This window comes from Streptomyces abyssalis (assembly GCF_001751365.1).
Classification (GTDB): Bacteria; Actinomycetota; Actinomycetes; order Streptomycetales; family Streptomycetaceae; genus Streptomyces; species Streptomyces abyssalis.
Genome location: NZ_LJGT01000038.1, coordinates 1,172,483 through 1,194,485, shown reverse-complemented (window position 1 = coordinate 1,194,485; position 22,003 = coordinate 1,172,483). Strand labels below are relative to the sequence as shown.

The following is a 22,003-nucleotide window of genomic DNA, read 5'->3' as shown; positions in this document are numbered from 1 at the left end:
GCTGCGACCAGCCATCTCACGTCTGCCGGACGGGAGTTGGGAGGGGGAGACAGGAGAAGGTGCGGGAAGTGGGGGGTGGACGAGGAGAAACTTATCCACAACCCCGCCCCCACCTCCGAAATATTATCCACAGGGTTCCCCGGGGGGCTGTGGATAGTGGAGGGGGTCGTTCCTCGAGGCTCGCGCTCGACCCGGAAATCCCGTAGCAAACCTGTAATAAGCACTCATTCGAGGGGGGTTGACTCACACCGAAGAGTGACTCAGGAGAATACCTGTGACGAAGCCGAACAGAACGGCCTGGGGACACGTTTGTGGTCTCCATGGGGCTTTGTCGATAATGACCGTTTCGGTTTCCCGAGTTGTGCACAGCCCGCCCGGCACCCTGTGGATAACTCTGCGGGCTGCACCGACGCCCCTTGCACGGCCCCGTAGCGGCCCGTTCAGCCGCGCCCGTCCAGGCACCGCGTCAGCCAGTCCGCCGACTCCACGAACTCGGCGTCCGTCGTGCCGGGCCGCTCCGCCGCGTGCCCGCCGTCCGCACGCGGGTACGAGCCGAGATAGCGCACCTGTTCGCAAGAGCGCTTCAGCCCCATGAGCACGTCCCCCACCCGGCGGTCCTGCAGATGGCCCTCGCAGTCCACCGAGAAGCAGTAGCGCCCGATCCCCTCACCCGTCGGACGCGACTCGATGCGCATCATGTTCACACCGCGCGAGGCGAACTCCTGCAGCACCTCCAGCAGCGCACCCGGGTGGTCGTCGCGCAGCCAGAAGACGACCGAGGTCTTGTCGGATCCGGTCGCCGCCGCGGGCCGCGCGGGGCGTCCCACGAGAACGAAGCGCGTGGCCGCGTTGTCCACGTCGTGGATGTCCGTCACCAGCGGCTCCAGCCCGTACGTGGCCGCCGCGAACTCCCCGGCGAACGCCGCGTCGTAGCGGCCCTCCTGCACCAGCCGCGCCCCGTCGGCGTTGGACGCCGCCGACTCCCACACCGCGTCCGGGATGTGCTCCGCCATCCAGCGCCGCACCTGCGGCTGCGCGACGGGGTGCCCCGTCACCGTCTTGATGCTCTCCAGCGGGGTGCCGGGCCGGGCCAGCAGCGCGAAGGCGATCGGCAGCAGCACCTCGCGGTAGATCATCAGCGGGCGGCCGCTCGCCAGCTCGTCGAGCGTCGCGGTGACGCCGCCCTCGACCGAGTTCTCGATGGGGACGAGGGCTGCTGCCGCCTCCTTGTTGCGCACGGCGTCCAGGGCCGTGGGAACGGACACCATCGGCGTCAGCTCACGGGTGGCGGCCTCGGGGAGGGAACGCAGGGCGGCCTCGGTGAAGGTCCCCTCAGGGCCGAGGTAGGTGTAGCGGCTCGCTGGTGACATGAGGCCACGTTAGCCGCGCCGGCGGCGGGACGTGCCGGGGCGTCTCACCTGCTGGTCGAACGGCCGCCGCACCCGTTGACGGACGGCACCGGGGCACCCCCGCCGGGCGGACTCCCGGGTGCCCCGCCACCCCCGGGTGAGGACCCCGCAGGGGTGGGGGCTACGGTCACGCGTGACCGTAGCCCCCACCCCTGCCTGTGCCGCGGGCGGTGTGCGCTCTCACTCCTCCCCTGCGAGCGTGAAGACGCGCAGCCTGCGGCTCGCATACCAGGCGCCGCCCACGGTGGCGGCGGCCAGCAGCGTCACGCCCATCGTCAGGCCCACCTCGGAGGTGATGCCGGCGCCGCTGCCGCCGATCTTCTGCGCCAAGGTCAGGGCCCACTGCTGTACGGACAGCTCCCGTGCCCCCGGCACCATGCTGCCGAAGAGGGCCTCCCAGATCAGCGCGTAGACCAGGCCGATCACGACGGCGTGCCGGGAGACCGTGCCCAGCAGCAGGAACAGCGCGCTGTAGGCGACGGATGCGGCTGCGGCGGCAGCCGCGTAGGCCACGGCGATCTGCTGGCTGTTGCCGTTGAGGATGTAGCCCGCGAGGAACACCGGGATCGCCGAGAAGGCGACGGTCACGCCGATGGCGACGATCAGTTTGGTGATGATGATGCCCGCGCGCCTGGTCGGTTTGGCCAGCAGATAGACGACCGAGCCGTCGTCGATCTCCGGGCCGATGGCGCCCGTACCCGCGACGACGCCGATGAGCGGGACGATGGTGGCCATCGCGAAGCCGCCCAGCAGCTGCTTCGTGACGTCGTCGTCCACGTCGCCGAGGAGGCGCACGGCGACGGCCACGACGAGCAGCAGCAGCGGCAGCGCGAACAGCAGCAGCGCGCGGCGGCGCCCCAGCAGGGCCTTGTAGGTGAGCCGTGCGACTGTCTGGTTGTACATCGTGAAGGCTCCCTTCAGGCCGCGACGAGGTACGAGAAGACGCTCTCCAGGGACTCGTCCGAGGGCGAGACCGTGTAGAGCCGGATGCCGTGCTCGCGGGCGAGCCGGGGAAGGACGTCCGTGAACCGGCCGAAGTCGATGGCCTGGATCTGCAGGGCCTTCTCGTTCCAGTCGAGCTCGATCCCAGCCGTCGAGGCGTCCGCGATGAGGGCCGCCGCGAGGCGCCGGTCGTCGCTGGAGCGTACGAGGTAGCGGTGCGGCCGGTCCGTCATCAGGCGGCGGATCTTCCGGAAGTCGCCGCTGGCGGCGTGCCTGCCGGCGACGACGACCTCGATGTGCGAGGCGAGCTGCTCGACCTCCTCCAGGATGTGCGAGGAGAAGAGCACGGTGCGGCCCGTCTCGCCCATCTGCCGCAGCAGCTGCATCAGTTGCATGCGCTGACGCGGGTCCATGCCGTTGAACGGTTCGTCGAGCAGCAGCACGGACGGGTCGTGGACGAGGGCGGAGGCCATCTTCACGCGCTGCCGCATGCCCTTGCTGTACGTGGAGATCTTGCGGTCCTGCGCGTCCGTCATCTCGACGGTGGCGAGCGCCTTGCGGGCGGCCGACGCGGGGTCGGACAGCTTGTGCAGCTCGGCGTTGGCCAGCACGAACTCCCAGCCGGTGAGGAAGTCGTACATCCCCTCCCGCTCGGGTACGAGACCGATCTCCTTGTACGCGTTCTGGTTGCGCCAGATCGGCGCCCCGTCCAGCGTGACGCCCCCGGTCGAGGGGGGCAGGAAGCCGCCCATCATGTTGATGAGGGTGGACTTGCCGGCGCCGTTCGGGCCCAGGAGGCCCGTCACGCCGGGCCCGATGTCCATGGTGATGTCGTTGACGGCCACGACGTTCCCGAACCAGCGGGAGGTGTGGTCGATATGAATAGTCGTCATGGGCGCAGCCCATTCCTTCCGAGGGTGGCGGCGGGCGACGGGTGGGACGTCATGGGCGCAGCCCGTTCCTTCCGAGGGTCGCGGCGGCCTTGGGGTCTCCCGGGCGCGGAGCGCGAGGGGACGGGTGGCCGGTCACAGCCCGGCCTTCCGGTAGCGCCGCAGCAGCAGGGCGTACGTGCCGGCGATGAGCAGGACGGTGAGCAGCGCGTAGGCGGAGGCCTGCGCGCCGGTCAGGTCCGGCGGCCCGCCCGGGAAGGAGTGCTTGCCGTCCAGGAACTTGCTCTGCAGGCCGTCGACGAGCGATCCGGGCGACGCCAGGCCGAGCCAGCCGACGGCCGGGTCGTTGTCCTGGGAGGCGACGATCGCCTGAAGGGCGTTGACGAGCATGTACGGAATCGTCAGCACGGCGATGATCGCCGCGACGCCGAATCCGCGCCGCGGTGTCGCCGCGGCCACCGCCAGCGCGATGCCCGCGTGCAGCACGGAGAACACGAGGCAGCACACGAGCCCCAGCGCGAAGCCCTTCGTCTCGTCGCCGAAGTCGAGCTTGGCCAGCAGCGCACCGACGTAGAGGATGAGCGCCGACGTCGCCGTGAAGACGAAGATCGCGGCGGCGAGGGCCGCGTACTTCGCTCCGACGTAGTCGCTGCGCTCGATGGGGCGGGAGAAGTACAGCGGTACGACGCGGAAACGCAGGTCGAGCGAGACGGCCTGGGGTGCCATGGCCGCGATGAAGACGCCGATGACCGGCTGCATGATGATGACGTACTCGTTGTAGCCGACCGGCATCTCCTTGGCCTTGGTGAAGACCGTGACGGCGACGACGATCGCGGCGGGCACGCACATGACCGCGAAGAGGATCATCGGCAGGACCTTGGACTTGGCCGAACGGCCGAGCCCGTACGCACCGCGCAGGGACTGCTGGAAGAGGGACGTCCGTGCGTAGCGGCGGCCGAGGCGGGCGCCCTCGTAGTTGCGGTAGCCGATGTTGTGGATGACGTCCTCGCCGCGCTGCCCCGGCGGCTTGCCGGCGGTGGCGACGGGCGTACCGGCGTGAGGCTCAGACGGCATCGCCGCTGCCCCCCTTCTGCGGCTGGAGTTCGCGGTCGTGGGCGGCCGGGACGCCGGCGGGAGCGGCCGCGGCGGCTCCGTCACCGGCGTCGGACGCGCCGGCGCCGCTGTCCGTGTGGAAGACCTCGGCGATGTGGTGGCGGCGCTGTTCCATCCGCACCAGGCCGAGGCCGAGTTCTATGACGGTGTCGCGGACGGTGTCGTACGCCGACTCGTCGGTGGCGTCGACCATGAGCAGGTGTCCGGCACCGGGTGCGCCCGCCGCGCCGGGTGCCTGCGCGGAGAGCCCGGCGGCGACGAGCGCGGCGCGCAGCGCCTCCGTACCGTCCGGGTGGGCGTCGGTGTCGGTGACCTCGACCGCCAGGGACGGGGTGCTCTTGGTGAAGTCGGCGGTGCTGGAGGCGCGCAGCAGCCTGCCGCCGTCGATGACGACGACGTGGTCGCAGGTGCGTTCCAGCTCGCCCAGGAGGTGGGACGTGACCAGCACGGAGATGCCGAAGTCCGTGTGGACGCGGCGGATCAGCGCGAGCATCTCGTCCCGTCCGACCGGGTCGAGGCCGTTGGTCGGCTCGTCGAGCAGCACCAGCTTCGGGTCGTGCACGAGGGCCTGGGCGAGCTTGACGCGTTGCTTCATGCCCGTGGAGTAGCCGCCCATGGGGCGGTAGCGCTCCTCGTACAGGCCGACGTGGCGCAGGGTGTCCGCCGTGCGTTCACGGGCGGCGGTGAAGGGGAGCCCGGACATGCGCGCCATGTGGACGACGAACTCGGTGGCCGAGACGTCGGGCGGCAGGCAGTCGTGTTCGGGCATGTAGCCGACGCGCTCGCGGATCGCCGAGCCCTCCCGTGCGACGTCCAGGCCGAGCACGGTGGCGCCGCCCTCGGTCGCGGGGGAGAGTCCGAGCAGGATCTTGATGAGGGTCGATTTACCGGCCCCGTTGGCGCCCACCAGGCCGGTAACACCCGGTGTGATGCCCACGGTCAGCCGGTCCAGGGCGGTCACCCGTGGGTACCGCTTGGTCAGGCTTTCGATAGCAATCACAGTCACCCCCCAGACGCTAGGGCCTCACAGCCGTGTGTCACGTCCGCCCTGGGGGCTGGATCCGACTGGTACCGAAGGGTGATGCTCCCTTAAGGGGGTCGTAGGACAAGTGGGGCCAAAGCCCTGCCGGTCAGGCGCGCAGCCCGTGCTTACCCCCGGTATCCACAGGCTCGGGAGGTCCCATTGACGCCGCCATCGTCCGTTGTCACATTGAACGGTGTCGAATACGCGGGCACGGCGGGCACGTTGGATTCCGCCGGCCCAGACCGGGTGGGGGAGCTGTGAGCGAGCGGTACGGCGACGAGGGCACCGGCGGCAGCGAGGCCCGGGGCCGGGACACGGGCCGGGGTCCGGGCGCGGGTCAGGGCCGGGGTCCGGGCGCGGGCACCGGTACCGGTACGGGCGTCGACCTCGATCCCGGTCTGGAAGGCGCGCGGGAGCGCCGGGTGCGCACTCCGGAGGGCGTCGAGCTGTGCGTCGCGGAGCTGGGTGACGCTGAGCTTCCCACCGTGGTGCTGGTGCACGGCTATCCCGACAGCAAGGAGGTCTGGTCGAAGGTCGCCCGGCGGCTCAGCGAACGCTTCCACGTGGTGCTCTACGACGTACGGGGCTGCGGCCGCTCCTCGGCGCCCAAGCCGCTGCGCGGCGGATTCACGCTGGAGAAGCTCACGCAGGACTTCCTGGCCGTGACCGGTTCGGTCTCCCCTGGGCGGCCGGTCCATGTGGTGGGGCACGACTGGGGGTCCGTACAGGGCTGGGAGTTCGCCACGGCGCCGGAGACCAGAGGCCGGATCGCTTCCTTCACCTCGATGTCGGGTCCTTCCCTCGACCACCTCGGGCACTGGATCAGGAAGCGGGTGAGCCGGCCGACGCCGCGGCGGCTGGCGCAGACCCTCGGCCAGGGCGCCCGCTCCTGGTACATCTACGCGCTGCACACCCCGGTCCTGCCGGAGCTGGCGTGGCGGGGGCCGCTGTCGCGGTACTGGCCGAAGCTGCTGCGCAGGGCCGAGAAGCTGCAGGCGGACGGATATCCGACGTCGTCGCTGCCGCGCGACGCCGCGCACGGCGCGTGGCTCTACCGCGACAACATGCGCGCGAGGCTGCGTCACCCGCGTGAGGACTGCCACGCCCACGTGCCCGTACAGATGATCACGCCGACTCGCGACGTCTTCCTGAGCGAACGGCTCTACGACGACGTGGAGTTGTGGGCGCCCGGGCTCACGCGGCGCACGCTGGACGCCAAGCACTGGATTCCGCGCACCCGGCCCGACCAACTGGCCGTCTGGATCGGCGACTTCGTCGATGCACAGGAGTCCGGCCGGGCCGGCGGCTCCGAGCAGCCGGTGCGGGCCACCGCCGGCAGAGGGGCGTTCGCCGAGCGGTTCGGCGGCAGGCTGGTGCTGGTCACCGGCGCGGGAAGCGGCATCGGGCGGGCCACCGCCCTGTCCTTCGCGGCGGCCGGTGCGCGGGTCGTCGCCGTGGACGTGGACGGGGAACGGGCCGCGCACACGGCGCAGTCGGCGGAGCGCGCAGGTGCGCCGCGGGCATGGGCCGAAACCGTCGACGTCGGCGACCAGCAGCAGATGGAGAAACTGGCGGCCAGGGTCGCGGAGGAGTACGGGACGGTTGACGTCCTCGTGAACAACGCGGGCATAGGCGTCGCGGGTCCGTTCCTCGACACCAGCGTCGAGGACTGGAAGCGGACGCTCGACGTCAACCTGTGGGGTGTCATCCACGGCTGCCGCCTCTTCGGCGCACAGATGGCGGAGCGGGGCCAGGGCGGCCACATCGTCAACGTCGCCTCGGATGCGGCCTATCAGCCGACGAGGCTGCTGCCCGCGTACGGCACGTCGAAGGCGGCGGTGCTGATGCTGAGCGAGTCGCTGCGCGCGGAGCTGGCGGGGCGGGACATCGGCGTCACGGCGGTGTGTCCGGGCCCGGTCAAGACCGACATCACCAGGACGGCGCACTTCGTCGGCCTCGACGAGGCCGGGCGGCGACGCCGCCGGGCGCGGGTGACCCGGCTGTACGAGCTGCGCAACTACCCGCCGGAGAAGGTCGCCAAGGCGATCATGCGCGCCGTCGTACGCAACCAGGCGGTGGTCCCCGTGACACCGGAGGCGCGCGGCGCACGGGTGCTCGCCCGGGTCTCGCCGCGTCTGCTGCGCGCCATCGCCCGGATCGAGCCACCGCTGTGACCGCCGCCGGGGGCGAACCCCGCGTGGACGGGCGGGACGCGGGGCGGCCGGACGACGGAGAGCGGGAGGCGCGCGGTGGAGGTGAGCCGGGCGGTCGCGCAGGAGGTGAGCCGGGCGGTCGTGCAGGAGGTGAGTACCGCATCGAGGACTTGGCGCGGCACAGCGGCGCCACCGTCCGCACGATCCGTGCGTACCAGGACCGGGGCCTGCTCCCCCGGCCCGGCCGCCGGGGGCGGGCGAACCTCTACGACGACTCGCATCTGACCCGGCTGCGGCAGATATCCGCCCTGCTGGAACGCGGATACACCCTGGCCTCCATCAAGGAGCTGCTGGCGGCCTGGGACGAGGGCCGCGGGCTGAGCGGAGTGCTGGGCCTCGTCTCGGAGGTCGAGCGGCCGTGGTCGGAGGAGGTGCCGGAGCGTCTCAGCCTCGACGAGCTCGACGGGCTCTTCGGCAAGGGCTCGGCCCGCAGCGAGGACGCCGTCGCCGAGGCCGTCGAACTGGGGGTGCTGGTGCCGCTGCCCGAGCGGCCGGGGGAGTTCCTCGTGCCCAGCCCTCAGGAGCTGGCCGTCGCCGCCGAACTCCACCGTGCGGGCGTGCCGTTGCTGGCGCTCACCGGACATCTCCGCGAACTGCGGGCGCAGGTGGAGCACATAGCGGCCCGCTTCATGGACTTCACGGGTCAGCACATCTTCGGACGCTGTCCGCAAAGCGGCCCCACGGACGAGGAGGCTTCGGAGGCCGCGGGTCTCGTACGCAGGCTGCGCCCGCTCGCCAAGCAGACCGTCGACGCCGAACTGGCCCGCGCCATGCGGACGTTCGCCTCGCGCAGCCTGCGCGAGCACCTGCGGCAGGGGGCGTACGGGGCGGAGGGGGAGGGCGGGGGTGGGGGCGGGGGGCAGGGGGTCGGCCAACCGGGAGCAGGGATCGCCGAAGCCGCCGACAGCACCGAAACCAGCGCGAGCGACGAAGCCGCCGGGAGTGCCGAAGCCGCCGACAACGCGCCGGTCACCGAACCGGTGCTTCTCCCAGCGGGGACCCTCGCCTCGGTGAGGGCCCTGGTCGGTGCCGAGCAGGCTGCCGCCTTCATCGCCTCGGCCGCGGAACGCGAGGTGCACGCCCGCACGATGGACCGCCTCGCGGCCGGTTCCTGAGGAGACGTCCGGCGAGGACTGCCGTCCTTGTTCCGCGCACGCTCCGGGTGTCTGCCGGCGTGTGCCGGTTTCTGCTCCACCCTGGCCCGGTGTCTGCTGCATACCGGCCCGGTGTCGCCCCGTCCCCGCCCGGTGTCGCCCCGCCCGAGCCCGGTGTCGCCCCGTCCCCGCCCGGACTCTGACGGGCGCCTGCGTGTGCGGAGCCTGCCGCGCTGCAGCAGTGTGGACGGATGGCAGACCCAGAGCGCCGGTGGTGTTTCGCAGATCAGCTCGGCCCGCACTTCCTCGACGGGAAGAGCCAGCCGGTACTGCTGATCGAGTCCCGAGCTGTGCTGCGTCGCCGGCGCTTCCACCGGCAGAAGGCACATCTGGTGCTCTCGGCACTTCGGCACAGGGCCGCGGAACTGGGCGAACGGGCCCTGTTCGTACAGGCCGGGACTTACCGCGAGGCACTGGACCGGGTTCACGGGCCCCTGACGGTGTGCGGGCCCACCTCCCGCGCGGCCGACGGGTTCGTACGGAGTCTCGACGGGGTGACGGTGCTGCCCTCGCGCGGATTCGCCACCAGCCGCGACCACTTCGAGGAGTGGGCCGCGGGGCGCGGGAAGAGTCCGCTGCGCATGGAGAGCTTCTACCGGGGCGCCCGGGCCCTGACCGGCCTCCTCATGGACGGCGGCGAACCCGCGGGCGGGCGGTGGAACCTCGACAGGGAGAACCGGGAGCCCCCGCCCTCGCAGGACCGCCTCCGGCTGTCCCCGCCGTACCGCCCGCAGGAGGACGACATCGACGCGGAGGTGCGGGCCGACCTGGACGCCGCCGAACGGCGGGGTGAGGTCTCCTTCGTCGGCCGCGACGGACCGCGGATGTTCCCCGCCACCCGCGCCGAGGCACGGAGAGCACTGAAGCACTTCGTCGAGAAGCGGCTGCCGGCATTCGGACCGTACGAGGACGCCATGCTCTCCGGGGACCCGGCAATGAGTCACAGCACCCTGTCCGCGGCGATGAACCTGGGACTGCTGCACCCCTTGGAGTGCGCACGTGCCGCCGAGTCCGCGTGGCGGCAGGGCAAGGTGCCCCTGCGCAGCGCCGAGGGCTACATCCGTCAGCTCATCGGCTGGCGCGACTACATGTGGCACGCCTACTGGCACTTCGGGCGGAAGTACACACGGCGCAACGCCCTGCGTGCGCGACGCCACCTGCCGGAATGGTTCTCCGAACTCGACGCCGAGGACGTGCGGGCCCACTGCCTGTCCGACGTGCTGCGCAACGTACGCGACCGGGCGTGGACCCACCACATTCCGCGTCTGATGGTCCTGGGCAACTACGGCCTGCAGCGCGGATGGAACCCCGCCGAACTCAGCGACTGGTTCCACCGCTGCTTCGTCGACGGCTACGAGTGGGTCATGGCCGCCAACGTGATCGGGATGTCCCAGTACGCGGACGGCGGGACCATCACCACGAAGCCGTACGCGGCAGGCGGCGCCTACATCAACCGTATGAGCGACTACTGCCACGACTGTGTCTACCGGCCCGCCGCGCGCTCCGGTGACGACGCGTGCCCGTACACGGCCGGGTACTGGTGGTTCCTCGCCCGCAACGAGGAGCGGCTGGCCGGGAATCCGCGGCTGGCGCCGCAGCTGCGCAACCTCCACCGCATCGCGGATCTCGACGACGTCGTGGCGGGCGAACGGGCCCGGCACCGCCCCTGACCGGGCAGCGAGGGAGAGGGAGGCGAGGGGGCGCGAGATGGGCGAGGGAGAGGGAGGCGAGGGGGCGCGAGATGGGCGCGGGAGATGGGCGCGCGGGAGGTGGATGCGGCAGAGGGCTAGATTCCGGGCGCCCCCCAGACGGGGAACCAGCGGCCCAGGTCAGGTTCGACCGGCAGGTCGTCGGTCAGCAGCCCGCGCATCTGCAGCTCCAGTGCGCTGTCCCGCTTCTCCTTCCGTCCCGGCTGAGGGGCGAACGGATAGAACGTGCCGCGCTTGTAGAGATAGACGAGGGCGAGCGAGCGGCCGTGCGCCGCGGCGTCGGCCTCCGCTCCCGCCCCCTCACCCGCATCGGTCCTGCCGTCCCGCTCGGCCGCCCTGAAGCCGACGAGCGAGCAGAGCAGCTGCGGCCCGAATCCGTTCTCCTCCAGCAGGGTGTTCACGGCGTGCAGGTCGTTGACGAGCTCGCCCAGCTCCTCCGGTGCGTGCCGTGCGACCAGCCACGTGTAGCCGTACTCGTCCTGGCTGAACTCCACGGGGATTCCGCCCTGTTGAGGGCGTTGAGGGCCCTCCCCCTCGCTTCCCCGGGGGTCCGGGGCCACATCCGCGTCCAGCAACTGCCGTACGTCGCGCTGCAGCTGCTTGAAGGCGCCGCCCTCGACGCTCGCGAAGCACACCGACCCCAGCCCCGTCGGGAGGAGGTCCGCGCCCGCCTGGAGCGTCACCGCGGCGGCAGGCAGGGCGAAGAGCTGGTCGAGATCGGGGCGTACGGGCTTGCTGCGGCCCAGTAGCGCGTCGAGGAGGCCCACGGGGTTCACGTCCCTCGTACCGAGTCGGGGCGGTGTTTCTGTTCTCTGTCGGTCTGCCGGCCGGTCTGCAGTTCGGTCTGCCGGCCGGCCTGTCCGGAAGGTGGCGTCACTGCTGCCGGCCGAGCTGCTGCGAGATGCGGCTCAGCTGCTCCAGGCGCCGCTCCAGCGGGGGGTGCGAGGAGAAGAGCGTCGCGACGGTCTCGCCGGAGAAGGCCGGTGCGAAGAAGAAGGCGTTGAAGGGCTCGGCCTTGCGCAGATCGCGCGTGGGGATACGGGCCATCTGTCCGGTGACCTTCGTCAGCGCGGAGGCCAGCGCGGAGGGGCGTCCCGTCAGCAGGGCACCCGCACGGTCGGCGGACAGCTCGCGGTAGCGCGAGAGCAGCCTGGTCAGCAGGAAGCTGAGGATGTACACGAGGATGCTCACCAGCGGGATCACCAGCAGGATGATCCCGGCGCCGCTCTGGTCGTTCCGCCCGGCGCCGCTCAGGCCTCCCCACAGCGCGACGCGTGTCAGCACTCCCGCCAGTACGCCCAGGAAGGAGGCGATCGTCATCACGGCGACATCGCGGTGTGCGACGTGCGAAAGCTCGTGGGAGAGGACGCCCTCGACCTCCTCCGGTTCCAGCCGCCGCATCAGGCCCGTCGTCGCGCAGACCATCGAGTTGCGCTGGCTGCGGCCGGTGGCGAAGGCGTTGGGCACGTCGCTGTCGGCCATGGCCACCTTCGGCTTCGGCACGTCCGCCAGCGCGCACAGCCTGTCGACCGCACCGTGCAGCTCGGGTGCCTGCTCGGGCGTGACCTCCCGGGCTCCCATGCTGAAGGCCGCGATGCGGTCGCTGAACCAGAACTGCGCGACGAAGAGGCCACCCACCGCGATCACGATCAGTGGCCAGGCGTTGCTCATCGCCGCGATCAGCGAACCGACCAGCACCACGTAGAGCAGCCCGATGAGAAACATCGTGACCACCATGCGGCTCGTCAGCCCACGGTCGGCGACGTATCGCCCACGAGCTGCTGCCATGACGGACGCTCCTCCCTCGCCCGAGGTCACCTATGAGGTAATTGTCCTCTCTTTACTTCCTTTGTGACGAATGACCGAGAGCAGCCGTGACCTGACCCGGCGCGACCGTCCCGCGCGCCACGGCCGTAGGCTCGGCGCCATGGTCTCCTCCCCTCGTCCCGCGCACGTCCCGCGACTGAGCACCGTGATCCTTCCCGTCCAGCGCTGGCACGAGGGCGGGTGCCGTCGGTGGCAGCGCGCGGAGGAACTGGGCTTCCACGCCGCCTACACCTACGACCACCTCTCGTGGCGGGCCGAGTTCCGGGACGGACCGTGGTTCGGCGCCCTGCCCGTCCTCACCGCCGCCGCGGCCGCCACTTCGCGGCTCCGCCTGGGCACCCTCGTCACCTCGCCCAACTTCAGGCACCCCGTGACGCTGGCCAAGGAGCTGATGTCCCTGGACGACATCAGCGGCGGCCGCCTCACCCTGGGTGTCGGCGCGGGCGGCAACGGCTTCGACGCGACGGCGCTCGGCCGGCAGCCGTGGACGCCGCGTGAACGCGCGGACCGCTTCGCCGAGTTCGTGCCGCTGCTCGACCGGCTGCTGCGCGAACCGGTCGTCTCCTACGACGGCACCTTCTACTCGGCTCACGAGGTACGCGGCATCCCGGGCTGTCTGCAGCGGCCCCGCCTCCCCTTCGCCGTCGCCGCGACCGGCCCCCGCGGCATGCTGCTCGCCGGACGCTACGGCCAGGCATGGGTGACCACGGGCGACCCCCGCGTCGCCGCGGGCGGCACCCCCGCCGAGGGACTGCAGGCCGTACGCGACCAGATCGTCCGCCTCGGCACGGCCTGCGACCAGACCGGGCGCGACGCCTCGGAGCTGGAGAAGGTCCTGCTCACGGGATTCGTTCCCGGGAGCCCCCTGGAGTCCGTCGACGCCTTCGTGGATTTCGCCGGGAAGTACGCGGAGGCGGGCATCACCGAGATCGTGCTGCACTGGCCGATCGCGGACACGCAGTTCGCGGCCGACGAAGCGGTCTTCGAACGCATCGCCACCGAGGGGCTCGCGCAGCTGCGCGGCGCGGCGTGACTCCGCCGGCGCCCCCGGTCCGCCCGGCAGGGGCACATCCAGTCCGTCGGGCCGGGCACATCTGATCCGTCCGGCCGGGCCCGGTGTCGTCTAGTCCGCCGGGCCGGGCCCCGGGTCGTCCTCCGGCGTCCGCAGCCGCCCGATGAGGCGCCGCAGCAGCGCGCGGGCGGCGGCGATCTCGCCGGGCGGGATGCCTGCGGTCAGCGTGCCGTTGAGCCCCGCGGCGCGGGCGGTGATCCGGCTCAGCGTCTCCTGCCCCTCGGCGGTGAGCGACAGGAGCGGTGAGCTCCGGTGATCCGGGTTGGCCTCGAAGACGGCCAGTTCCTCACGGACGAGGTCGTTGGCGACGCGCTGCACCCCCTGCCGTGAGATGCCGAGCCGGCGCGCCGCCCGGGCCACGCTGAGCGGGCCGGCGGAGACGACGCTGAGCAGCTGCCACCGAGCCTGCGTCTGACCTTCCTCCGCCGCCACCGCCTCCCCGGACCGGCGCAGCAGACCCGCCGCCTCGTAGACGTCCGCGACCAGCAGGGCCATCTCGTCCGGCATACGACACCGCTCTCATTGACAACATGTTGTCACTCCGTATATCTGTTGTCATCCTAGCCGCGGGGAGACCGCACACCCGCACCGGCCCCCGCACCAGCCCGCACAGGAGACGAGAATGAGCCACGCGATCACCAACCTGAAGGCCGCCCTGGAGCGCGCGGACGCCGTCCGCCCGAAGTCCGACGGCTTCCCCTACCTCGCCGAGACGCTCCGGCAGTCGGGGGTCACCCGTTGCCGGATGGCTGTGCCGTCGAACGCGATGCTCTACCTCACGGGCGCCGGGCCCGTGGCCGTACAGGGCACGCCCCTGGTCACGGGCATGGCGGGCGTCCCGGGGTTCGACCGCCGTGCGGTGATCGCGGCACTCCGCGCCGACCAGGCGGGCGAGACCACGTTCCCCGAGTTCGTCCAGGGCTGCTGGAACGCCGGCGTCGTCTGGTACGACGTCGACCTGGACGCACGCACCTGCACCTATTTCGGCGCCGACGGCGACAGCTACACCGAGACCTACCCCGAGGTCGAGGTCCGGCGGTGACATGGCGCGACGAAGGCCCGGACACCCTGTCCGCTCATCGGGGGAACCCTCCGCACGGGTGTGCGTACATATGCGGGAAGATGGTCGCTGTGACTGAGCCGCCCGCATTCCGAGCCACCAGCGCTCCCCCCACCGATCCGGCAGTCGATTCCCGCGTGGCCTCGCCCTTCGGCGACGCCCCGCCGGCCGCCCCCACGGCCCCCTCGGCCCCCGCTGCGTCCTCGGCCGTCGCGGCGCCCTCGGCCGTCGCGGCTGTGGCGCCCGGCGCGTCCCGTCCGGTACGCCCCCGCCTGATCGCCACGGACCTCGACGGCACCCTGCTGCGCAACGACAAGACCGTCTCCGAACGTACGGTCGCCGCGCTCGCCGCAGCAGAGGCCGCGGGGCTCGACGTGTTCTTCGTGACCGGCCGCCCGGCCCGCTGGATGGGCGTCGTCAGCGACCACGTGCACGGCCACGGGCTCGCCATCTGCGCGAACGGTGCCGCGGTCGTCGACCTGCACCGCGGACGGCAGGTCGTCGAGGTCCGTGCGCTGGACCGTTACGACGCGCTGGCGGTCGTCCGCGCGCTGCGGGAGGCCGCGCCCGGAGTGAGCTTCGCCATCGAACGCACCGGCGGCATCCACTTCGACCCCGAGTACCCGGCACTCCACCCCGACCCCCTCGGGATCGTCGCACCGGCGGAGAAGCTTCTCGGCCCGGAGCACGAGGAGCCCGTGCTCAAGCTGCTCGCACACCACCCGGAGCTGGAACCGGACGCATTCCTCGCCCTGGGACGCAAAGTGGCGGGCGCGCACGCCCAGTTCACGCGATCCAGCAAGTCAGCGCTGCTGGAGATCAGCGGCTCGGGCGTCAGCAAGGCCAGCACGCTGGCGCGGTGCTGCGCGGAGCGGGGCATCCTGCCGGAGGAGGTCGTCGCCTTCGGTGACATGCCCAACGACCTGGAGATGCTGAGCTGGGCGGGCACGTCCTACGCGATGGCCAACGCCCATCCCGACGTGCTCGCCGCGACGACGGACCACACGTCCTCCAACGAGGCCGACGGAGTCGCCGAGATCATCGAGAGGCTGCTGCTCCGGCACGGCCGCCGGCGGCCGGACGCCGCTCCCGGCGGGACGCCGGGTGGTCCGGGTGGCCGTGGCGGTCCGGGTGGCCGCGGGGGTCCTGCGGTCCGGGGTGCCGCTGGGCGTCGCTCGCCGCTTCACGGGCAAGCATCCGGCTGAACGGCCCTCCGGCGCCGGCCAGTTGACCGTACGTACCGCGTTCGACGGTGCGGCCGCCGTCCAGCACGATCACCTCGTCCACCGCGTCCAGGCCCTTGAGCCTGTGCGTGATCAGGACCGTCGTGCGCCCCTCGGTGGCGGCCAGCAGGTCTGCGGTGAGGGAGTCGGCCGTGGGCAGGTCGAGGTGTTCGGCGGGCTCGTCCAGTACGAGGACGGGGAAGTCCGCGAGCAACGCACGGGCGAGCGCCAGCCGTTGACGCTCGCCGCCTGACAGGCGCGCGCCGTGCTCCCCGACGAGCGTGTCCAGGCCGTCCGGAAGCATGTCCGTCCAGGTCTCCAGCCGCGATGCCGCGAGCGCCTTGCGCAGGGCGGCGTCCGTGGCGTCCTTGCGCGCGAGGAGGAGGTTCTCGCGCAGCGAGCTGTCGAAGACGTGCGCGTCCTGCGCGCACAAGCCGACGAAGCGGCGCACGTCGTCGGAGTCGAGGGCGGTGACCGGTACGCCCGCGCCCTCCGGACCGCCGCCGAGCGTGTACGAGCCGCTCTCCGCGTCCAGGAAGCGCAGCAGCGTACGGGCGAGAGTGGTCTTGCCGGAGCCCGAGGCGCCGACGACGGCGACCCGGTGGCCGGGCGTGAGCGTGAGGTCGAACGCGGCGAGCGGCGGAGGCGCCCGGTACGCGCCCTGACCGGCGCCGTCCGCGTGCTCCCTGCCGGTACGCGTCCCGCCCGTACGCTCCCGGTCCGTACGCTCCTCGTCCGGGTATCGCACGGTCACCCCCTGGAGCGTGACCGGGAGCGGCGAGGCGGGGGCGGGCACGGGCAGCGCCGGCTCCCGTACGGGTTCGGGGGCGTCCAGGACGTCCTGGAGGCGCTCGGCGGAACGGCGCGCGCGCTGCCGGTACTGGACGGCGAGCGGCATTCCGTTCACGGCCTCGAACGCGGCGAGCGGTGTGAGCACGACCGCCGCGAGCCACACCCCTTCGAGCCGCCCCGCGTGCACCGCCGCAGTCCCGGCCCACGCGGCGGCGGTCACGGTGAGGCCGCACACGAGGGCCGACAGTCCGGAGCCGAGGGCGGTCGCGGCGGCGGAGCGGGCGGCGATCCGGGTGAGGGAGCGGTCGGCGGCGCGTGCCGCCTCCTTACGTGCGGGCAGCGCACCCGCGACCGTCAACTCGCCGGTACCGGTGAGGAGATCGACCACCCTGGTCGTCAACGCGGCCCGCGCCGGGGCGAGTCTGCGCTCCGTACGGCGGGAGAGCGCACCGGTGACGGCCGGAACGGCGGCACCGGCCAGGAGCAGCCCGGCGGCGAGCGCGGCACCGGCGGCGGGCAGCAGCGCTCCGGTGAAGGCGACCGCGGCGAGACCGGTGACCGCTGCGACGGCGGCGGGCAGCAGCCAGCGCAGGAAGCGGTCCTGGAGGGCGTCCACGTCGCCGACGAGCCGGGTGAGGAGATCGCCGCGGTGGGTGCGGCCGAGGGCGGCGGGGGCGAGGCGTTCGAGCCTCCGGTAGACGCGGACGCGTACGTCGGCGAGCACGCGGAGCACGGCGTCGTGCGAGACGAGCCGCTCGGCATAGCGGAAGACGGCGCGGCCGATGCCGAACGCGCGGGTCGCGGTGACCGCCACCATCAGGTAGAGGACGGGCGGCTGCTGGGAGGCGCGGGAGATCAGCCAGCCGGAGGTGGCCATGAGGCCGACGGCGGAGAGGAGGGCGAGCGAGCCGAGGGCGGCCGACGCGGCCAGGCGGGGGCCGCGCGGCACGCGCCCGGCTACAGCGCCCCCGGCGACAGCTTCCCCGGCGACCACGTGACGGGCGGCTTCGGCACCGGGCCGTTCCGGCTCCGCCGCCCCTTCCGTTCCCCCCGCGCCGTCGTCCCGCTGCGGTTCAGACCGCGCCGGCGCGCCGGGTCCTTCGGACACGTTCCCCGCCGTCCGCGCTGCCGGCTGCCGCTTCGTGAGGAGCGGTGCCGCGGCCCGGGGCGCCGGCAGGGTGACCACGCGGTCGGCGGCGGCCAGGAGGGCCGGGCGGTGGGTGACGAGCAGGACGGTGCGGTCCTCCGCGTGCCGGCGGAGCGTTCCGGCGACCGACGCCTCGGTGTCGCCGTCCAGGGCCGCCGTCGGCTCGTCGAGCAGCAGCAGCGGCCGCCCGCTGAGGAACGCCCGTGCCAGGGCGACGCGTTGACGCTGGCCCGCGGAGATGCCGGTCCCGCTCTCGCCGAGGACGGTGTCCGGGTCGAGACCGGCTTCCGCCGCGGCGAGGGCGGCTGAGACCTCGGCGTCGGTGGCGTCCGGGTCGGCCAGGCGTACGTTGCCGGCGACCGTGCCCGCGAAGAGGTGCGGGTGCTGGGGCACCCAGGCGATCTGCGCGTGCCAGTCCGGGAGTTCGAGCTCCCGCAGGTCGGTCCCGTCGACGCGTACGGCGCCCGAAGCGGGCCGTGCGAAGCCGAGCAGCGCGTGGAGCAGGGTGGACTTCCCCACGCCGGAGGGCCCCGTCAGGGCGACCGTCTCTCCCGGCCGCAGTGTCAGGTCCGTCGCCGGGAGGGAGTCGTGGTCGCGGCCCTCGTGGCGTACGCGGAGCCCGTCGACGGTGATGACGGCACCGCGCAGGTCGGGGGCGGCGGCACCGTGGGACCCCTCCCCCTCGCTGCGCTGGGGGGACCACGACCCGGGCCGAGAGGCCCGCGGGGAGTGCGGCAACGGCTCGGCGAGGACGGCGAAGACCTCCTCGGCGGCGGACAGCCCCTCGGCGGCGGCGTGGTAGTGGGTACCGACCTGGCGCAGCGGCAGATACGCCTCCGGCGCGAGCACGAGGACCAACAGGCCCGTGTACAGGTCGAGTTCGCCGTGTACCAGGCGCATGCCGATGCCGACCGCCACCAGCGCCACGGAGATCGTGGCGAGCAGTTCCAGCACCAGCGAGGAGAGGAAGGCGATGCGCAGGGTGCGCAGGGTGGCCCGGCGGTAGTCGGCCGTGATGGCACGGATGTTGCGGGCCTGCGCCTTGGCGCGGCCGAAGACCTTGAGCGTGGGCAGGCCCGCGACGACGTCGAGGAAGTGACCGGAGAGCCGGGAGAGCAGCCGCCACCGGCGGTCCGTGTGGGTTTGCGTCGCCCAGCCGACGAGGGCCATGAAGAGCGGGATGAGGGGGAGCGTGACGAGGACGACCACCGCCGAGACCCAGTCCGCCGTCACGATGTGCGCCAGCACGGCCACGGGAACGACGACGGCCAGGGCCAGTTGGGGAAGGTAGCGGGAGAAGTAGCCGTCGAGGGCGTCGATCCCGCGGGTGGCGAGCGTCGCCAGTTCGCCGGTGCGCAGGTCCGCCTGCCCGTAGGGCCCGAGGGCCGCGGCGTGGTCCAGCAGCCGGGTGCGCAGCTCGGACTTGACCGCCGCGCTCGAGCGGTGCGCCGCGAGTTCGGTGAGCCAGGAGACCAGGGCCCGGCCGGCCGTGACCGCGACGAGCAGCAGCAGCTGGGTGCTCACCGCGGCGTCGTCCTGGAAGGCCCGGACGACGATGTCCGCGATCAGCACGGCCTGCCCGATGACGAGCAGCGCCGAGGCCAGCCCCAGCACCACCGACGCGACGAGGAAGACGCGGGTGGTGCGCGCGTAGGTGAGCAGGCGGGGGTCGACGGGCCTCACCGGTGCCTCCCCATCAGTGGTTCTCCGCGATGTGCTGGGTGCCGATCCGCTTGCGGAAGACCCAGTACGTCCAGCCCTGGTAGAGCATGACGACGGGCGTGGCGACGGCCGCGCACCACGTCATGATCTTCAGCGTGTACGGGCTGGACGCGGCGCCCTCCGCGGTCAGGCTCCAGCGCGGGTCGAGCGTCGAGGGCATGACGTCGGGGAACAGCGCGAGGAACAGGGCGGCCACCGTCCCGGCGATGGTCACCCCGGACAGCCCGAAGGCCCAGCCCTCACGTCCGGCTGCGTTGGCGGCGACGGCGGCGAGCAGCGCGAGGACGGCGGCCGCCGCGGCGACGAGGCTCCTGCCGTCGCCGGAGTGAAGCTGCGTCCAGGTGAGGAAGACCGCGGTGAGAACGGACGAGCCCAGGCCGAGGACGGTTGCCAGACGCCGGGCGCGCGGCCGGATGCCGCCCGTCGTCTTCAGCGCCGTGAACACCGCGCCGTGGAACGTGAACAGGGTGAGGGTGACCAGCCCGCCGAGGAGCGCGTACGGGCCGAGCAGATCGGCCAGGCCGCCCGCGTAGTCCTTGTCCGCGCCGATGGGCACGCCGTGGACGATGTTGCCGAAGGCGACGCCCCACAGGAACGCGGGCAGCAGCGACGTGACGAACAGGGCCGCCTCCCAGCGGTCCTGCCAGCTCTTCTCCGTGCGCTTGACGCGGTACTCGAACGCGACACCGCGGACGATCAGGCAGACCAGGATGACCAGCAGCGGCAGATAGAAGCCGGAGAAGAGCGTGGCGTACCAGTCGGGGAAGGCGGCGAAGGTGGCGCCCGCGGCGGTGAGCAGCCAGACCTCGTTGCCGTCCCAGACGGGGCCGATCGTGTTGATCAGTACGCGCCGTTCGCGGCGGTCGCGGGCGAGGAGCCGGGTGAGCACGCCCACGCCGAAGTCGAAGCCTTCGAGGAAGAAGTAGCCGGTCCACAGTACGGCGATCACCGCGAACCAGATGTCGTGAAGCTGCATCGCGTGCTCCTCAGCAGGAGGCGTCAGGGGACTGCGTCGGCAGGAGGTCAGTAGGAGAAGGCCATGGGACGGTCGGGGTCGTCGGCGTCGTGACCGCCGATCCGGGTCGGCGGATTGAGGTCCGAGTCCGTCAGCTCGGGCGGTCCGGCCTTCACGTACTTCGCCAGCAGCTTGACCTCGATGACGGCGAGCACCGCGTACAGGGCGATGAAGACGCTCATCGAGGTGACGACCTCCGCCTGGCTGACACTGGGCGAGACGCCCGCGGCGGTCGGCAGCACGCCGTAGACGACCCAGGGCTGCCGGCCGGTCTCGGTGAAGATCCAGCCCCACGAGTTGGCGATCAGCGGGAACGCCAGGGTCAGCAGGGCGAGCCGCCAGTACCAGCCGGTGAGGGCGGGGCCGAGTTCGCGCTCGCGGGTGAGGGCGAGGCGCGGCACCTCCTCGTCCGACGTGCGCAGCCGTGGCGAGAGCCAGAGCCGGCGGCGGGTGAGATACAGCCCGGCGGCGCCGAGCGCGAAGGAGGACATCCCGAAGCCGATCATCCACCGGAACGACCAGTAGGCGAGCGGGATGTTGGGCCGGTAGTCGGCGATGTCGAACTTGTCGCCGTACTTCTCACGCAGCGCGTCCTCGGTGTCCTTGATGCCGGGGACGGGTTCGGAGAAGTTGTCGTGTGCCAGGAACGAGAGCAGCCCGGGGATCTCGACGGCGACCTTGTTGTGGCCGGTCTTCGGGGGACCCACGTCGCCGTAGGCGAAGAGCGAGAACGGCGCCGGCCCCTTGGTCTCCCACAGCGCTTCGGCGGCGGCCATCTTCATCGGCTGCTGGTCGTACATGATCTTCCCCAGCCGGTCGCCGGTGACGGCGGTGAGCACTCCGGCGAGTGCCATCGTGACGAGACCGAGCCGCAGCGAGGAGCGCATCACGGCCACATGCCGTCCACGCATCAGGTGGTACGCGGCGATGCCGACCATGAACGCCCCGCCGGTGAGGAAGGCGGCGGCGAGTGTGTGCGCGAACTGCGCGACGGCCGTGTTCTGGGTGAGCACCCGTACGAAGTCGGTGAGTTCGGCCCGGCCGCTCGAAGGGTTCATGCGGTAGCCGACGGGGTGCTGCATCCAGGAGTTGGCCGCCAGGATGAAGTACGCGGACAGCACGGTCCCGACGGCCACCATCCACATGCAGGCCGCGTGGATCCGCTTGGGCAGCTTGTCCCAGCCGAAGATCCACAGACCGATGAAGGTGGACTCGAAGAAGAAGGCGATGAGCGCCTCGAAGGCGAGGGGTGCGCCGAAGACGTCCCCGACGAAACGCGAGTAGTCCGACCAGTTCATGCCGAACTGGAACTCCTGCAGGATGCCGGTCACCACACCCATGGCGATGTTGATCAGGAAGAGCTTGCCCCAGAACTTGGCGGCCCTGAGGTACTTCTCCTTGCCCGTGCGCACCCACGCCGTCTCCAGGCCCGCGACGAGCGAGGCGAGCGAGATCGTCAGGGGAACGAACAGGAAGTGGTAGACGGTCGTGACGCCGAACTGCCAGCGCGCCAGGGTCTCCGGCGCCAGGGCTGTCATCTCCACCGGCTGTCTCCTTTGCCTCGCGGCTGTGGCCGGCGTCCGGCGAGGAGTTTCGTCCGCGTTCGGACAGGAATGACCGGACCACAAGTGGTGCTCGTGAATGAGTTCACATTCACAAGAAATACTACGACCGGTCTTTTCGGACACGAC

At 71.9% G+C, this 22,003-nt stretch carries 16 protein-coding genes and 1 pseudogene; 6 read left to right on the top strand and 11 right to left on the bottom strand.

Annotation, left to right across the window (positions count from 1 at the left end; genetic code table 11):
- Window positions 1-440: 440 nt before the first annotated feature.
- The 5 genes from pheA to AN215_RS12465 form a co-directional block, all read right to left on the bottom strand.
- Window positions 441-1,370 (bottom strand): prephenate dehydratase, encoded by a 930-nt coding sequence (gene pheA / locus AN215_RS12485; protein ID WP_070009177.1) that lies wholly within the window; start codon window positions 1,368-1,370, stop codon window positions 441-443.
- Between the two features lie 219 nt (window positions 1,371-1,589).
- Window positions 1,590-2,312, bottom strand: a complete 723-nt coding sequence (locus AN215_RS12480; protein WP_070009176.1) for an ABC transporter permease subunit — start codon at window positions 2,310-2,312, stop codon at window positions 1,590-1,592.
- 14 nt (window positions 2,313-2,326) lie between these two features.
- Window positions 2,327-3,244: an ABC transporter ATP-binding protein gene (locus AN215_RS12475; protein ID WP_070009175.1), complete on the bottom strand. Its 918-nt coding sequence runs from the start codon at window positions 3,242-3,244 to the stop codon at window positions 2,327-2,329.
- A 132-nt stretch (window positions 3,245-3,376) separates the two neighbouring features.
- Window positions 3,377-4,315: an ABC transporter permease subunit gene (locus tag AN215_RS12470; RefSeq protein WP_079122927.1), complete on the bottom strand. Its 939-nt coding sequence runs from the start codon at window positions 4,313-4,315 to the stop codon at window positions 3,377-3,379.
- On the bottom strand, window positions 4,305-5,354 hold the full coding sequence (locus AN215_RS12465; RefSeq protein WP_079122926.1) for an ABC transporter ATP-binding protein: 1,050 nt from the start codon (window positions 5,352-5,354) through the stop codon (window positions 4,305-4,307). Before AN215_RS12465 ends, AN215_RS12470 begins: the two co-directional genes overlap by 11 nt.
- Window positions 5,355-5,776: 422 nt before the next feature.
- Here AN215_RS12465 and AN215_RS12460 point away from each other — a divergent pair, with 422 nt between their 5' ends.
- The 3 genes from AN215_RS12460 (at window position 5,777) to AN215_RS12450 (ending at window position 10,415) form a co-directional block, all read left to right on the top strand.
- Window positions 5,777-7,552 (top strand): SDR family oxidoreductase, encoded by a 1,776-nt coding sequence (locus tag AN215_RS12460; RefSeq protein WP_070009526.1) that lies wholly within the window; start codon window positions 5,777-5,779, stop codon window positions 7,550-7,552.
- 140 nt (window positions 7,553-7,692) lie between these two features.
- On the top strand, window positions 7,693-8,706 hold the full coding sequence (locus AN215_RS12455) for a MerR family transcriptional regulator (RefSeq protein WP_070009525.1): 1,014 nt from the start codon (window positions 7,693-7,695) through the stop codon (window positions 8,704-8,706).
- A gap of 230 nt (window positions 8,707-8,936) precedes the next feature.
- Window positions 8,937-10,415: a cryptochrome/photolyase family protein gene (locus tag AN215_RS12450; protein ID WP_070009173.1), complete on the top strand. Its 1,479-nt coding sequence runs from the start codon at window positions 8,937-8,939 to the stop codon at window positions 10,413-10,415.
- 116 nt (window positions 10,416-10,531) lie between these two features.
- Here the strand turns inward: AN215_RS12450 and pspAB are convergent, their stop codons facing one another.
- Together pspAB and htpX are read right to left on the bottom strand one after the other, a co-directional pair.
- Window positions 10,532-11,221, bottom strand: coding sequence for a PspA-associated protein PspAB (gene pspAB, locus AN215_RS12445; RefSeq protein ID WP_070009172.1), 690 nt, complete (start codon window positions 11,219-11,221; stop codon window positions 10,532-10,534).
- A gap of 106 nt (window positions 11,222-11,327) precedes the next feature.
- Window positions 11,328-12,242, bottom strand: a complete 915-nt coding sequence (gene htpX / locus AN215_RS12440) for a zinc metalloprotease HtpX (protein ID WP_070009171.1) — start codon at window positions 12,240-12,242, stop codon at window positions 11,328-11,330.
- Between the two features lie 139 nt (window positions 12,243-12,381).
- Between htpX and AN215_RS12435 the strand changes: the two genes are divergently transcribed.
- A complete protein-coding gene (locus AN215_RS12435; protein WP_070009524.1) occupies window positions 12,382-13,314 on the top strand; it encodes an LLM class flavin-dependent oxidoreductase in 933 nt (310 codons plus the stop codon).
- A gap of 90 nt (window positions 13,315-13,404) precedes the next feature.
- On the opposite strand, the gene AN215_RS12430 is transcribed toward AN215_RS12435, so the two are convergent.
- Complete coding sequence (locus AN215_RS12430; RefSeq protein ID WP_070009170.1) at window positions 13,405-13,860, bottom strand: MarR family winged helix-turn-helix transcriptional regulator; 456 nt, start codon at window positions 13,858-13,860, stop codon at window positions 13,405-13,407.
- 115 nt (window positions 13,861-13,975) lie between these two features.
- Here AN215_RS12430 and AN215_RS12425 point away from each other — a divergent pair, with 115 nt between their 5' ends.
- Together AN215_RS12425 and AN215_RS30335 are read left to right on the top strand one after the other, a co-directional pair.
- On the top strand, window positions 13,976-14,395 hold the full coding sequence (locus AN215_RS12425) for a DUF1398 family protein (protein ID WP_070009169.1): 420 nt from the start codon (window positions 13,976-13,978) through the stop codon (window positions 14,393-14,395).
- 254 nt (window positions 14,396-14,649) lie between these two features.
- Window positions 14,650-15,474, top strand: a pseudogene (locus AN215_RS30335) (Cof-type HAD-IIB family hydrolase); the annotation flags it as partial.
- On the opposite strand, the gene cydD reads toward AN215_RS30335, so the two are convergent.
- Genes cydD through AN215_RS12405 form a run of 3 tightly spaced genes read right to left on the bottom strand, consistent with a single transcriptional unit; the run spans window position 15,452 to window position 21,850 of the window.
- Window positions 15,452-19,258: a thiol reductant ABC exporter subunit CydD gene (cydD, locus tag AN215_RS12415; protein ID WP_070009168.1), complete on the bottom strand. Its 3,807-nt coding sequence runs from the start codon at window positions 19,256-19,258 to the stop codon at window positions 15,452-15,454. The pseudogene AN215_RS30335 and the gene cydD overlap by 23 nt on opposite strands.
- Before the next feature lie 13 nt (window positions 19,259-19,271).
- Window positions 19,272-20,273, bottom strand: a complete 1,002-nt coding sequence (cydB, locus tag AN215_RS12410) for a cytochrome d ubiquinol oxidase subunit II (protein ID WP_070009167.1) — start codon at window positions 20,271-20,273, stop codon at window positions 19,272-19,274.
- 47 nt (window positions 20,274-20,320) lie between these two features.
- On the bottom strand, window positions 20,321-21,850 hold the full coding sequence (locus AN215_RS12405) for a cytochrome ubiquinol oxidase subunit I (RefSeq protein ID WP_070009523.1): 1,530 nt from the start codon (window positions 21,848-21,850) through the stop codon (window positions 20,321-20,323).
- Window positions 21,851-22,003 lie beyond the last annotated feature (153 nt).

Excerpts from the sequence above, each read along its gene's own strand:
- AN215_RS12405 (WP_070009523.1), bottom strand. The coding sequence starts at position 21,850 with ATGACAGCCCTGGCGCCGGAGACCCTGGCGCGCTGGCAGTTCGGCGTC.
- AN215_RS12475 (WP_070009175.1), bottom strand. The coding sequence starts at position 3,244 with ATGACGACTATTCATATCGACCACACCTCCCGCTGGTTCGGGAACGTC.
- AN215_RS12450 (WP_070009173.1), top strand. The coding sequence starts at position 8,937 with ATGGCAGACCCAGAGCGCCGGTGGTGTTTCGCAGATCAGCTCGGCCCG.
- AN215_RS12425 (WP_070009169.1), top strand. The coding sequence starts at position 13,976 with ATGAGCCACGCGATCACCAACCTGAAGGCCGCCCTGGAGCGCGCGGAC.
- AN215_RS12430 (WP_070009170.1), bottom strand. The coding sequence starts at position 13,860 with ATGCCGGACGAGATGGCCCTGCTGGTCGCGGACGTCTACGAGGCGGCG.
- pheA (WP_070009177.1), bottom strand. The coding sequence starts at position 1,370 with ATGTCACCAGCGAGCCGCTACACCTACCTCGGCCCTGAGGGGACCTTC.
- AN215_RS12480 (WP_070009176.1), bottom strand. The coding sequence starts at position 2,312 with ATGTACAACCAGACAGTCGCACGGCTCACCTACAAGGCCCTGCTGGGG.
- AN215_RS12470 (WP_079122927.1), bottom strand. The coding sequence starts at position 4,315 with ATGCCGTCTGAGCCTCACGCCGGTACGCCCGTCGCCACCGCCGGCAAG.
- cydB (WP_070009167.1), bottom strand. The coding sequence starts at position 20,273 with ATGCAGCTTCACGACATCTGGTTCGCGGTGATCGCCGTACTGTGGACC.
- AN215_RS12435 (WP_070009524.1), top strand. The coding sequence starts at position 12,382 with ATGGTCTCCTCCCCTCGTCCCGCGCACGTCCCGCGACTGAGCACCGTG.
- htpX (WP_070009171.1), bottom strand. The coding sequence starts at position 12,242 with ATGGCAGCAGCTCGTGGGCGATACGTCGCCGACCGTGGGCTGACGAGC.